Below are 13,666 nucleotides of genomic sequence, written 5' to 3'. Positions count from 1 at the left end.
ATTTTCTCCGCGGTTATGCACGGCACCCGCGATACGCGCAGCGAGATGGGCCCGCCTCAGCGGTAAAACGCTGCCGTCAGCGGCCGAGAACGACGCCGCGGTTCAGAAAAAACGATTGCGGGTCGATGCGCACGCCGTCGACCCGAACCTCGACGTGCGTGTGGCAGCCGGTGGACAGTCCGGTGCTGCCCACCCGGCCGATCTGTTGGCCCGCGGCGACCCGATCACCGACAGCGACCAGGGTCTCGCCGGTGGCGAGGTGGGCGTAGCCCGTCTGCACGCCCTTGCCGTGGTCGAGAAGGACCCAGTTGCCGTAACTACCAACGGAGCCGGCGGCCCGCACGGTGCCGGTCGTCGCTGCAAAAACGTTCATTCCGCAGCCGGCCCCGATATCGGTGCCGTAGTGGAACGCGCCGACCCCGGGGATCGGGCGAACCGGGCGCGGGCCGTAGGCATCCGTGATGGGCCCATGCGCGGGGTTGGCCCAGCCCTGATCACTCAGCTGGCCTACGTCGGTGCGAATGATCGGGCGCACGTCGAGGGCGGCGAGGGTTGCGGTAGCGGTCGCGGCCTCAGCTGCGGCGACGACGAGGGCCAGACCCGCAACCTCGAAGTTGCTCTCGGCGGCGTCGAGTGCTGCTTGACTGGCATCGACCGGCAGCGCGCTCGCGGCAATGCGCGTCTCGGCGTCCTGCTGGTCCAGCTTGATCGCTCGAGCTTGGTCGGCCTCGGCGCGAGCCTGGATCGCCTCGATGTTGTCGGTGCCGCGGTCTAACTGGTCGAGCGTGCTGAGCTGGTCGAGCACGTTGCCGAGGGAGTGACCGCCGAGAAAGACGTCCGCGACGATGGCGCCGCTCTGTTGCTGGGCCAGCTTGCGTGCGAGCACGGCGAAACTGATACTTGACTCTGCGGCCTGACGGGAGGCATCCGCGGCCAAGCGGTGCACGAGAGCGGCACGGCCCAGTGCGATCGTCTGGCTCGCCAGCGTTGATTCCAGATCGTCACGAGCGGTGTTCAGTACGGCCTGGGCGGTTTGCGAGCGGGTGAGGGCTCCTGCCAGTGCCGCGCCGCGCTGCCCGGCGAGTTCCTGCGCTGTGGCGCGCGCGGCTGCGATTCGTTGGGCGGTGGCTCGCTGGGCGGTGATCGCGTCGGCGGCAGCCGCGCGGGTCGCGACGGCCGTTTGAACGGATGCCGCGGCTGCGACCATCGCGCGACCATCGACGGGTGCGACCGGGCTTGGGTCAATGGTCGGCTCTGGGATGATCTCTGGGTTTGGTTCGGGTTCAGTCACCGGTGGGATGGGGCCGTCGCTCGGTTCCGGGGTGGGTTCCTCGGTCGGAGTCGGTTCTGGTGTAACCGTTGGTTCCGGTACGGGCTCGGCGATCGGTTCCGGGGTGGGGCTGACCGCGGGTTCAGGTGTGGGTTCAGGCGCGGGCGGCGCGGTGGGTTCGGGGGTCGCGTCGACGGTCGGTTCCGGCACGGGGTCGCTGGGGGCCGACTCCGACGGGATGCTGGCGATCGGGGTCGCCGCGATCGGTGTTGCGGTGGCCGGTGACCCGGCGGGCAGCTCGTCGGCGCTCGCCGCGACCGGTGCACCGAATAGGACGATCGCCGTGATCACGGCCACAGCCAGCCAGCCGTCGCGTGGCGCTAGTGCGCGATCCCGTTGTGGTGATCGTTCGAGACGCCCGAGCCCCCCGGTGCGTCGGCGCTTTGCGGGTGGCAACATTGCAGGACCTGTTCCATTCGGGTAATGGAGTTTCGCGGCTCGGGCGGGCCAACGTGGCGCAAGTATGGCACGGCACCGCGCAGGTCACAACGGGGCAAAGCGACCCTTCAAGGTCGCTCCAAGGTCGGCCGAGCGCTAGGCCAGATCTGCGCCCGCGGCGTCTCGCACCGCACCCGATGCCACGAGGTGCACGACCCCTTCGATTTCCGGGGAGAGAAAGCGATCGTGACCGGGGCCGGGAGTCACCGTGCGCACGAGATCACGCACCGCTCCGGTCGCTGCTGCGGGAATGAGCGGCGCGCGCAGATCGAGCGAACGCGCTGCGGTCATGATCTCGATCGCGAGCACCCGGCCGAGTCCGTCGAGTGAGCGGCGCAGTTTACGGGCGGCGTGCCAGCCCATCGACACGTGGTCTTCCTGCATCGCCGAGGAGGGGATCGAATCAACGGATGCCGGTGCGGCGAGTCTCTTGAGCTCCGACACGATGCCGGCTGCGGTGTACTGCGCGATCATGAGCCCGGAGTCCACGCCGACCTCGTGGGCGAGAAACGGCGGCAAACCCTTGCTGCGGCTCGCGTCGAGGTGCCGGTCGGTGCGTCGCTCACTCATGCTGGCAACATCCGCTGATGCGATGGCGAGAAAGTCGAGCACATAGCCGAGCGGGGCGCCGTGAAAATTACCGTTGGACATCACCCGACCGTCCACGGTGACGACCGGGTTGTCGATTGCGCTGGCCAGTTCGCGGCTGGCGATGAGGGCGGCATGGGCGACGGTGTCGCGCGCGGCGCCGTGCACCTGAGGGGCGCAGCGCAGGGAGTAGGCATCCTGCACCGACGTGTCCTCCGGGCCGGCGTGACTCGCCAGCAGGCCGGAGCCGTGCAGCAGCCGGCGCAGGTTGGCGGCACTGTCGGCCTGGCCGAGCTGGGGCCGCAGCTGCTGCAGGTCCGCCGCGAAGACAGCATCCGTTCCGAGCAGGGCTTCGACGCTCATCGCCGCAGCGATATCGGCGGTCACGAGTAGGCGGGCCAGGTCGTCGAGGGCGAGCACGAGCATGCCGAGCATGCCGTCGGTACCGTTGATCAGGGCGAGGCCCTCCTTCTCGGCGAGTACGACCGGTGTGATGCCGGCAGGGTGAAGGGCGTCGCCGCCCTCGACCAGGGCACCGGCCGCGTCGCGGGCCCGGCCTTCGCCCATCACGACGAGGGCGCAGTGCGCGAGGGGGGCAAGGTCGCCGGAGCAGCCGAGGGAGCCGTATTCGTGCACTACCGGGGTGATCTGCGCGTTCAGCACCGCCGCATAGGTTTCGGCGGTGGTGGGCCGAACGCCGGTTCGACCGGTCATCAGGGTGCTCAGTCGCAGCAGCATGAGGGCGCGCACAACCTCGCGTTCCACCTCGGGGCCGCTGCCGGCGGCGTGTGAGCGCACAAGGCTCGCCTGTAGCTGAGCCCGCCGGTCGGGGGTAATGAACGTGGTAGCGAGGGCTCCGAACCCGGTGGAGATACCGTAATGCGGCTCGGTGTCGGCCGCGAGCCCATCGATGATGGTGCGGGTTGCGGCGACCTGCGTGAGGCTGGCCGGGTCGAGGGTAACGCGCGCATTGTGCCGGGAGACGGCGATCACGTCGGCGAAGGAGAGTGCCGCGCTGCCGACGACGACGCTGTTGGCAGCGCACGCCCCGCTCGGGTCGTGCGCGAATGTGCTGGGGGAGGTAGCAATGGTCATTCTTCGATTGCACACCCTCGCCGCTCCCGGCGACAGCACGATACGCTGGCTGGTGTCCGGTATACCGGACACCAGCCCGGAGGAGAAGTATGGCATCGAAGGTTCCGGCCGCGCAGAACACCCTGCGGGTGCTCACGCACCTCGCCGCTCAGCGGGGACCAATCCCGGCGGCCGCCCTGGCGCACTCCCTCGATTTGCCGCGCTCGACCGTCTATCAACTGCTCGACGTGCTCGCGGCTGAGGGTTTCGTGGTGCACCTGCCAGAGGAACACCGCTACGGCCTCGGCATCGCCGCCTTCGAGCTGAGCTCCGGGTTCAGCCGACAGGAACCGCTTTCTCGCCTCGGCCGCCCCCTGATCGCCCAGCTCGTCGACCGGTTGGGGGAGAGCGCGCACCTCGTCGTGCTGCACGGGCGCGATGTGATTTACCTGGTCGAGGAACGCGCCGCGCACCGCCCCTCTCTCGTCTCCGACGTGGGGGTGCGACTGCCCGCCCACCTCACGGCCAGCGGTCGCGCCCTGCTTGCGGGCCTGCCCGCCGCGCAATTGCGTGCGCTCTACCCGAACCAAGCGTCGCTTGAACAACGCGATGGCCGCGGCCCGCGTACGAGGCTAGAGCTGCGGGCCGTGCTCGATCGCGTGAGAACGGATGCCTACGCCACCGAGAACGGCGAGATCACGCCCGGAATCGCTTCGGTCGCGCTCGCCGTGCGCGATCATGCCGGCTGGCCGGCCGCCGCCATCGCCGTGACGTTCGCCCACGATCGGTTCGCCCACGATCGCTGGCCGGCGCTCGCCGCCACCGTGGCGGAGACCGCGGCGGAGCTATCCCGACGGATCGGCGGCCGGCCGTGCTGAGCCGGCCGTGCTGAGCCGGCCGTGCTGAGCCGGCCGTGCTGAGCCGGCCGTGCTGAGCCGGCCACGCTGAGCCGGCCGTGCCGCCTGACTTACAGGCTCTTGGCGAAGCAGACGCTGAGCTCTTCGCCAATGTACTGGCCGAACAGCTCGATCTGCTCATAGCCGCGACCGCGGTACAGCGCCATGGCGGCGTGCTGCAGTGTGCCGGTTTCCAACGCGAGAGAGCGGATGCCGCGACCGGCGGCATCCGCTTCGATGCGGTCGAGCAGGCGGCCGGCGACGCCGCGCCCGCGAGCAGCCGAGTGCACGAACAGGCGTTTCAGTTCTGCCGTGTCCTCGCGGGAGCTCAACGGCACCAGGGCGGCCATGCCGCAGGCGGCACCGTGCTCGTCCCGGGCTATGTACACGGCGACGCCGGCACGTTCAAGTTCGTCGGTGTCGAGCAGAAAGGTGTCCTCCGCCGGGTAGAGGGAATGCGCGAAAGTGGTACCGGCGGCCAGCAACTCGGCGACGTCGGCCTGCCGGGGCGCCTCGATACTGATCGAAATGGTCATGTATCCAGAATAGGGCGAGTCAATCTGCGCCCCTCTGCGTGACTTTTCAAGCAGTATCCGGTAGCGTAGACAAGTCGGCTCTTGACACCGCGCTGTGCGCGGATGGGTTTGTAAGTCAAGTTGGGCCGGTTTCCCAGTAATCCGCTGGTGAAAAATCACTGTATGTGAACGGCCCCGACCACAGATTGCTCGGGTTCTCAGTTACGTCGCATGTGCGATGTTGTTCTGCCATGTACTGAACACAACCCAGAGATATCTTTATGCCTCAAGGCAATTCGCACAATTCCACCGTCGGTCGTAACGGTAAGAACTTCGATCCCAAGTATGCCGCCAAAGGCGGATCGGGCCACGGCGGTTCCAACAACGCCGGCAGCAAGAGCCCCGGGCACCGCGGCTACCGCGCTGACGATAGCGCCCCCAAGAAGCAGCGCTGGAACGCCGACGAGCGCGCCGCGCGTGCGAACGAGCGTCCCTCGAGCGAACGCCCGGCCTACGGCTCGCGCTCCGTTCGCCCCGAGAACGGCGGCCGCACCAACAGCGAGCGCAATGAGCGCCCGGCCTATAACAACGACCGTCCCCGCACCGACCGCCCCGCCTATAACAACGACCGTCCGGCCCGCACCGAGCGTCCCTCGTACGGTGACCGTGCGCCGCGCACCGACCGTCCGGCCTATAACAACGACCGCCCGTCGTACAACAACGACCGTCCGGCCCGCACCGAGCGTCCCTCGTACGGTGACCGTGCCCCGCGCACCGATCGCCCCGCCTATAACAACGACCGCCCGTCGTACAACAACGACCGTCCGGCCCGCACCGAGCGTCCCTCGTACGGTGACCGTGCCCCGCGCACCGATCGCCCCGCCTACAACAACGACCGTCCGTCCTACGGGGACCGCAACAGTGCTGCCCGCACCGAGCGTCCGTCCTACGGCGACCGTGCCCCCCGCACGGACCGTCCGGCCTACAACAACGACCGTCCGGCTCGTACCGAGCGTCCGTCTTACGGCGACCGTGCGCCGCGCAACGACCGTCCTGACTACGCGGACCGCGCCCCGCGTCGCTCCAACGACGACCGCCCGCCCCGCCGCGATTTCGGTAGCGACCGTCCCAGCGACGGCGACAGCAAGTTTTACCCGAAGCGCAGCGAAAACGGCGCCAAGCCCAGCTTCGCCGGTGGCGACGACGTCGTACTCGAACGTCTCGAAGCCATCGCGACGACGGCCTCCGATGTCGTCGGTGTGACCTTCGGCGACCTGGGCCTCGGCGAGAACATCGTGCGGGAGCTCGCCGCCCTCGGCGCACCGTCCCCATTCCCGATCCAGGCTGCGACCATCCCCGACGTTCTCGCCGGGCGCGACGTGCTCGGCCGCGGCAAGACCGGATCCGGCAAGACCATCGCCTTCGGTGCTCCGCTGGTTGAAAAGCTCATGGAGAACAACGGCGCCAAGGACCGCAAGATGGCCCGCAAGCCCCGCGCGCTCATCCTGGCCCCGACCCGTGAGCTCGCGCTGCAGATCGACCGCACCATTCAGCCCATCGCCCGCAGCGTCGGCCTCTTCACCACCCAGATCTACGGCGGCGTTCCCCAATACCGCCAGGTCAGCGCCCTCCAGCGCGGCGTCGACATCATCATCGGCACCGCCGGCCGCATCGAAGACCTCATCGACCAGGGTCGCCTCGACCTGTCCGAAGTCGTCGTCACCGTGCTCGACGAGGCCGACTACATGTGCGACCTCGGGTTCCTCGAGCCGGTCCAGCGCATCCTGCGCCAGACCAAGGCCGGCGGCCAGAAGCTGCTCTTCTCCGCCACCCTCGACAAGGGCGTTGCCTCGCTGGTCAAGGAATTCCTGACCAACCCGGCCGTGCACGAGGTCGCCGGTGAAGACCAGGCCTCGTCAACGATCGACCACCGCGTACTCGTCATCGAGCACCGCGACAAGAGCCGCATCATCGAGGAACTCGTCAACCGCCAGGGCAAGACACTCATCTTCAGCCGCACCCGTGCCTATGCAGAGCAGCTCGCCGACCAGCTCGAAGACGCCGGAGTCAAGGCCACCAGCCTGCACGGTGACCTCAACCAGGCTCGTCGTACCCGCAACCTGCAGATGCTCACCAGCGGCCGGGTCAACGTGCTCGTCGCAACGGATGTCGCTGCTCGCGGAATTCACGTCGACGACATCGACCTGGTGATCCAGGCCGACGCCCCCGACGAGTACAAGACCTACCTGCACCGTGCCGGTCGTACCGGTCGCGCGGGAAAGTCCGGAACCGTCGTGACGCTCATCCCCAAGCAGCGTCAGCGCCGCATGAATGAGCTGCTCGACCGTGCCGAGATCGACGCGAGCTACACCCCCGCCACCCCCGGTGGCGCGGCAGTGCGTGAACTCGCCAACATCTAGCATCCGCTTGACCTAAAAGGGGCACTCACCGTTTGGTGGGTGCCTCTTTCTGCGCGTCGACAGGTCGTGCGGGTTGCCGAACCTTCCCACATCTGCCAGAATTACTTTCCGAACGATCGGTAACTTATTCCGCGTTCCCGCACGCCCAAGCAGACACCGTCGTCAGGAGAGAACATGGCTGAGGCCTACCTCGTTGGAGGAGCACGCACCCCCGTAGGTCGTTACGGCGGGGCGCTGGCCACCGTTCGTCCCGATGACCTCGCGGCGCTCGTCGTCGGCGAAGCCGTGCGCCGCGCCGGTATCGACCCTGGCCTGATCGAAGAGATCATCTTCGGCGCCGCCACCCAGGCCGGCGAAGACAACCGCAACGTTGCCCGCATGGCCGGGTTGCTCGCTGGACTGCCCGATCATGTGCCGGGAATCACGGTCAACCGGCTCTGTGCCTCCGGCATGTCGGCCATCACCATGGCCGCCCAGGCCATTCGGGCCGGCGACGCCGACCTCATGATTGCCGGCGGAGTCGAGTCCATGACCCGTGCCCCCTGGGTGCAGGCCAAACCCGACCGCGCCTGGGCCAAACCCGGCGCCCAGTTCGATACCTCCATCGGCTGGCGGTTCGTTAACCCCAAGCTGGCCACCCGCGACAAGGCCACATTCTCGATGTCGGAGACGGCCGAAGAGGTCGCCCGGCTCGACGGCATCACCCGCTCCGAAGCGGATGCCTTCGCTCTCCGCAGCCATCAACGTGCCGCTGCCGCCATCGATGCCGGCCACTTCGTCGATGAGATCGTCGGCGTGCCCACCAAGAAGGGCGAGGTTCTCGTCGACGAGGGCCTGCGTCGTGACACCACCCTCGAAGGGCTCGCCGCCCTCCGCCCCATCGTCGCCGGCGGCTCCGTCGTCACGGCCGGCAACGCGAGCTCGCTCAACGACGGCGCGTCGGCGATTCTCGTGGCGAGCGGCGAGGCCGTGAAAAAGTACGGCCTCACGCCGCGTGCCCGCATCGTGGTCGGCGCAAGCGTCGGCCTGGCCCCTGAGATCATGGGCCTTGGCCCCGTCGCTGCCACCCAGCGCGCCCTCGATAAGAGCGGCCTGAGCATCGCCGACCTCGGTGCGATCGAGCTCAATGAGGCTTTTGCCACCCAGTCCATCGCGTGCATCCGTCGCCTCGGGCTCGATGACGAGATCGTCAACCGCGACGGCGGGGCTATCGCGCTCGGGCATCCGCTCGGGTCCAGCGGAGCACGTCTCGTCGTCACCCTGCTCGCCCGCATGGAGCGGGAAAACGCCCAGCACGGCCTTGCCACAATGTGTGTCGGCGTCGGCCAGGGCTCGGCCCTCATTTTGGAGCGTGTCTGATGTCTGTTTCTGAACTCGAACTCGGCGACCGCGGCGAATCCGGTGTTCCCGACCGAGTGGGCGTGCTCGGCGGCGGGCGCATGGGCGCCGGCATTGCGCACGCTTTTCTGCTCGCCGGAGCCCACGTCACCCTCGTCGAGCGCAACGACACCGAGGCTGCGGCCGCCCGAGAACGCGTGCTGCGCGCCGTCGACGCGAGCATCACCCGCGGCGCCACCGGTGAAACCCGCCCGGAACTCGAGGCCCGTCTCGCCGTCGGCGCCGACTTTGGCCTGTTTGGCGACCGGGAACTCGTCGTCGAAGCCGTTCCCGAGGTGCGAGCCCTCAAAATCGAGGCCCTGCAGAAGGTCGAGGCGCAGCTTCCCGCCGATGCCGCCCTCGCCAGCAACACCTCGTCAATCTCGATCGACGACCTCGCCGACGAACTGGCACGCCCGGCACGTTTTCTCGGACTGCACTTTTTCAACCCGGTGCCCGCCTCGAACCTGGTTGAACTGGTCACCGGCAGCGCTACCTCGCCCGAATTGGTAGCGGATGCCCAGAGCTGGGTTTTGGCACTCGGCAAGACTCCGATCACCGTCAGCGACGCGCCCGGATTTGCCTCCTCCCGGCTCGGAGTTGCCCTTGGGCTCGAGGCCATCCGCATGCTCGAGGAGGGAGTCGCGAGCGCCTCGGATATCGACGCCGCGATGATGCTCGGCTACAAGCATCCGGTTGGACCGTTGAAACTGACCGACCTGGTCGGGCTCGATGTGCGCCTCGGCATCGCCGAATACCTGCACAAACAGCTCGGCGCCCGCTTCGAACCACCGGCCCTGCTGCGCCGGCTCGTCGCCGAGGGCAAGCTCGGCCGCAAGTCAGGCCAGGGCTTCTACCGCTGGGACGAAGCCTGATGGCCGCCCACGCCGACACCGCACCCCGCACCCAGCTTGAAGGAGACCCCATGACGACCATTCTGCCCAGCTACGTTCAGGGCGCCTGGTGGAGCCCGGCCGACGATGTTACCGGCACCGACGTCTGTGACGCCTCGACCGGTGAGGTCGTCACCCGCGTGAGCACGCAGGGACTCGACCTCGCCGCCGCGCTCGAGCATGCCCGCACCGTCGGTCAGAAATCGCTTGGCGAGCTCACCTTTCACCAGCGTGCCGTGCTGCTCAAGCAGATGGCGCTGGTGCTGACCGAACACAAACAGGAGCTGTACGTGCGCTCCAGCCGCACTGGCGCCACCAAGGTCGACTCCTGGGTCGACATCGACGGTGGCATCGGCGTGCTGTTCAGCTACTCCTCGAAGGGGCGTCGCGAACTGCCCAACGCCCGCGTCTACGTCGACGGGCCGGTCGAGCCGCTCTCCAAGGACGGCTCCTTCATCGCCCGGCACATTTACTCGCGCCTGCCCGGCGTTGCCGTGCAGATCAACGCGTTCAACTTTCCGGTCTGGGGTGCACTGGAGAAGTTCGCGCCGGCGTTCCTGGCCGGCGTGCCCACCCTGGTGAAGCCCGCGACTCCTTCCGGCTACCTCGCCGAGGCGTTCGTGCGTATCCTGACCGACTCGGGCCTGCTGCCAGAGGGATCGCTACAGCTTGTCTCCGGCAGCGTGCCGACCCTGTTCGACGACGTGCGCCTCGGCGACCTCGTCGCCTTCACCGGGTCGGCCTCCACCGCCGAGAAGCTGCGCGCTAGCGACTCGGTGCAGACCGGGGGAGTGCGCTTCACCAACGAAACCGACTCGATCAACGCCTCGATTCTCGGAGAGGATGCCGTCACCGGCACCCCCGAATTCGACGCTTTCGTCAAGCAGGTCGTCACCGAGATGACGGTCAAGGCCGGCCAGAAGTGCACCGCCATCCGCCGCGTCATCGTGCCGCGCGCGACCATGGACGACGTCGTTGCAGCCGTACAGGCGCGCATCAGCGAACGTATTGTGCTCGGCGATCCCCGAGCCGAAGGCGTCACCATGGGCCCGCTCGCCTCCACCGCGCAGCGCCTCGAGGTGCTCAAGCAGGTTGCTCGCCTGCAGGCCGCCGGCGGCGACCTGGTCGTCGGCAGAACGGATGCCCCCGCCGTGCTGCACGTCGACGGCACGACCGCGCTCGCTCCCGAGGGCGCATTCGTCGAGCCGCTGCTGCTGCGTTTCGACGATGCCTCTGCCGATGCCGTGCACGAGGTCGAGGCCTTCGGCCCGGTGTCCAGCGTGCTCGGCTACGACACTATCGATGAGGCCATCGCCCTCGTGCGTCGGGGCGGAGGGTCCCTCGTGACGAGCATCGCCACGCACGACCCAGCCATAGCTGTCGCCTTGATGACCGGAATCTCCGCCTTCAACGGCCGCGTGCTCGTGCTCGACCGTGACGACGCTCGCACCTCGACCGGGCACGGTTCGCCGGTGCCGCAGCTCGTGCACGGCGGCCCGGGCCGGGCCGGCGGCGGCGAAGAGCTCGGCGGCATCCGTGCGGTGCTGCACCACATGCAGCGCACGGCCATTCAGGGCTCGCCCGAGATGCTCACTGCCATCACCGGAATCTGGCACCAGGGCGCGGCGGCGCAAGCCGGCAGCACGCATCCGTTTAGAAAAAGTCTGGCCGAACTGGTGATCGGCGACCAGATCGTCTCGGACTCCCGCACGGTGACGCTGGAAGACATCGAAACCTTCGCCCAGTTCACCGGGGACACCTTCTACGCCCACATGGACGAAGCGGCCGCCGCTGCGAACCCATTCTTCCCTGGCCGGGTGGCCCATGGGTATCTGCTCGTCTCCTGGGCCGCCGGCTTGTTCGTCGATCCGGCACCCGGGCCGGTGCTGGCCAACTCGGGGCTGGAGAACTTGCGTTTCGTCACGCCGGTCTCGCCCGGCGACAGTATCCGGGTTGCCCTCACCGCTAAGCAGATCACCCCGCGGGAGACCGATGAGTACGGCGAGGTGCGCTGGGACGCCGTGCTGACCAACCAGAACGACGAACTCGTCGCGTCCTACGACGTGCTCACCCTGGTCGCGAAGCACTAAGCCCACCGAGCCTTACCGGCAACGAGGGGCCAGCGCACAGAGCGCTGGCCCCTCTCGCGGTGGCGGTCGATTCAGGCGTACGGCCCTACACGGTCTTAATGAGCCCCGTGGCGGTGCGCGCGATCGTTTTGGCATCGACAGCGGACTTCGGCCGCGCCGCCACCGTGCTCACCGGCAGTGATCCGACCTCGCTGACAATGACGAGTCCCGGAGCGCTGTTGGCTGATCGGCTGAGGTCTTCGATCCACTGTCGGTTGAGCGTGGCGGCGCGTCCGCTGGCGAACTTGAAATACAGCGGGATGGCCGGATTGAGCCAGATCGAACTGCGCCCGGAACCGACCGCTGCACCATCCTGCCACGACAGCAGAAAACTCTCGCCCCGGCGTAACTTCTGCACGATGACGAGCTGCAGGTGAGCGAGAGTGCGATCATCGATTTCAACGACGACGCGGTCATACGTGAGGGAACCCATGATTGTCTTTCTGATCGATGAAACGTAGTCGCTCCGATCAGTATCTCGGCTGCACAGCCGGAGCACCAGAGTCCAACGTCCCATTCTCCCCGCATTGGGGTCGGGGCCCGGGCCCCGTCCCCGGGCCCAGTTTCTAAACTGGGCCCGGGGCCACAAGGTGGGCCCGGCATTCGCTCAACCGGCGTCGTCGTCGGTCGTGCCGGCGCGAACACGCGCAATCGTCTCCCACGCCGCGACGATGACCAGAATGAGGGAGGTCGCGGCGCCCAACCCGAGCGGAGTCGTGAGGGCTCCCGCGGTGCCGGTCAGGGCGAGCAGCCCGATACCGACGACGTGGGAGACGAGCAACGTGCGGGTGACGATCCAGCGAAACAACAGCAGCCCGGCGAGGTAGAACAGAGGCCCGCCCACGATGGTCACGGCCACCGGAAGCGTCATGGCATCGTCCGGATGCTCCAGCACCGACTTGTCGGCGACCGAGGTGAGCACGATGCCCGCGATGATGACGGCGTGCACGTAGGTGTACGCCAGCCGAGCGATCCGACCCGGCTCGCTCGATGCCGAAATAGCCCTGCTCCCGGCGCGCTCTCCGTGATCGAAATAGAGCCACCACATGGCGACGCCGGTCGCAAAGGCGAGGAACAACCCCAAAATTCCAGCAGCGGATGCCTCCTGGTCGACGAACGCGAACCCGGTCACCAGAAAAGACTCACCGACGGCAATGATCACGAAGAGGGCGCTGCGCTCCGCGATGTGGGGCCCTGAGACGTCCCAGTCATCGACCCCCGGCGCTTTCAGCCCGGGAATGCGAAACCCGAGACTCGCTGAGCCGTACTCAATCGCGAGGGCGATCAGCCAGGTCGGCAATCGCAGCGACAACGGTAAGAGGGCCCCGACAATCCAGAACGCGCTGGCGACAGAGAGCCACAACAGGATGCGAAGAAAAGTCGCGTGCAGCGCGGGATCATGCCGGGCGAGGGCGAGCACCATGAAAACCGTGCGTCCGAGCTGAAGGGCAACGTAGGCGATGGCGAAGACCAGGCCCTGGTCGCCGAACGCGTCGTAGATCGACGTGCTGATGACGAGGCCCACAAGGGAGAGCCCGATGACGACGCCGCGCACGGGGAGCCTGGCCGGGTCGAGCCAGTTGGTCACCCAGGTGGTGTACACCCAGACCCACCACAGAGCGAGCACGAGGATGATCGACTCGAGGGCACCGACCCAGGATGAGTTGGCGTAGAGGTACCGCGATAGCTGGGTAAGTGCAAAGACAAAGATGAGATCGAAGAACAACTCGATGTAGGTGACCCGGTCGCTCCGCTCGGAACCACTGGGCCGCAGCAGGTTTTGCCGAAATCCCAGGCGCAAAATCCACGCGCGATGCTCAAGCGGATGCTGCTGGGGTGTCTTCTCTGATCGGCTCACGTTCCTAGTCTCCATCGCACTCCGGTGCGACACGCCCGGGTGGGGGGCGTTTTGACGGGTGGGTGTGGTGGCCGTAATGTATCTATACGTACCCCAAAGGTGCGGAAAGCCGCAGTGCTTTTCGGCCTCACGTGGGACCGTCTTCTAG

The 13,666-nt window shown here is 67.4% G+C and carries 10 protein-coding genes; 5 read left to right on the top strand and 5 right to left on the bottom strand.

All coding sequences use genetic code 11. From position 1 onward, the window contains the following. Positions 1-76: 76 nt before the first annotated feature. Positions 77-1,627 (bottom strand): peptidoglycan DD-metalloendopeptidase family protein, encoded by a 1,551-nt coding sequence (locus tag QMK31_RS15390; RefSeq protein WP_283501832.1) that lies wholly within the window; start codon positions 1,625-1,627, stop codon positions 77-79. Between the two features lie 237 nt (positions 1,628-1,864). Further along, positions 1,865-3,451: a histidine ammonia-lyase gene (gene hutH / locus QMK31_RS15385; protein ID WP_283501831.1), complete on the bottom strand. Its 1,587-nt coding sequence runs from the start codon at positions 3,449-3,451 to the stop codon at positions 1,865-1,867. Between the two features lie 89 nt (positions 3,452-3,540). Between hutH and QMK31_RS15380 the strand changes: the two genes are divergently transcribed. Next, positions 3,541-4,308: an IclR family transcriptional regulator gene (locus QMK31_RS15380; RefSeq protein ID WP_283501830.1), complete on the top strand. Its 768-nt coding sequence runs from the start codon at positions 3,541-3,543 to the stop codon at positions 4,306-4,308. A gap of 89 nt (positions 4,309-4,397) precedes the next feature. Here QMK31_RS15380 and QMK31_RS15375 read toward each other — a convergent pair whose 3' ends face one another. Further along, positions 4,398-4,862 (bottom strand): GNAT family N-acetyltransferase, encoded by a 465-nt coding sequence (locus QMK31_RS15375; protein ID WP_283501829.1) that lies wholly within the window; start codon positions 4,860-4,862, stop codon positions 4,398-4,400. Between the two features lie 260 nt (positions 4,863-5,122). Between QMK31_RS15375 and QMK31_RS15370 the strand changes: the two genes are divergently transcribed. From QMK31_RS15370 to paaZ, 4 genes are all read left to right on the top strand, one after another. After that, entirely contained in the window at positions 5,123-7,261 is a 2,139-nt protein-coding gene (locus QMK31_RS15370) for a DEAD/DEAH box helicase (protein ID WP_283501828.1), read from the top strand. Positions 7,262-7,435: 174 nt separating this feature from the next. Further along, complete coding sequence (locus QMK31_RS15365) at positions 7,436-8,620, top strand: thiolase family protein (RefSeq protein WP_283501827.1); 1,185 nt, start codon at positions 7,436-7,438, stop codon at positions 8,618-8,620. Then, positions 8,620-9,513, top strand: a complete 894-nt coding sequence (locus QMK31_RS15360) for a 3-hydroxyacyl-CoA dehydrogenase family protein (protein ID WP_283501826.1) — start codon at positions 8,620-8,622, stop codon at positions 9,511-9,513. Before QMK31_RS15365 ends, QMK31_RS15360 begins: the two co-directional genes overlap by 1 nt. 50 nt (positions 9,514-9,563) lie before the next feature. Then, on the top strand, positions 9,564-11,621 hold the full coding sequence (paaZ, locus tag QMK31_RS15355; protein WP_283501825.1) for a phenylacetic acid degradation bifunctional protein PaaZ: 2,058 nt from the start codon (positions 9,564-9,566) through the stop codon (positions 11,619-11,621). An 85-nt stretch (positions 11,622-11,706) separates the two neighbouring features. Here the strand turns inward: paaZ and QMK31_RS15350 are convergent, their stop codons facing one another. Both QMK31_RS15350 and QMK31_RS15345 read right to left on the bottom strand, forming a co-directional pair. Then, a complete protein-coding gene (locus QMK31_RS15350) occupies positions 11,707-12,093 on the bottom strand; it encodes a DUF7882 family protein (RefSeq protein ID WP_283501824.1) in 387 nt (128 codons plus the stop codon). A gap of 174 nt (positions 12,094-12,267) precedes the next feature. Next, positions 12,268-13,518, bottom strand: a complete 1,251-nt coding sequence (locus QMK31_RS15345; protein WP_283501823.1) for a low temperature requirement protein A — start codon at positions 13,516-13,518, stop codon at positions 12,268-12,270. Between the last annotated feature and the right edge of the window lie 148 nt (positions 13,519-13,666).

Origin of the sequence: Cryobacterium sp. PH31-O1 (genome assembly GCF_030063455.1) — a bacterium.
Classification (GTDB): domain Bacteria; phylum Actinomycetota; class Actinomycetes; order Actinomycetales; family Microbacteriaceae; genus Cryobacterium.
Note: the sequence above shows the minus strand (reverse complement) of the source record. Positions and strands in the feature narration are given on the sequence as shown.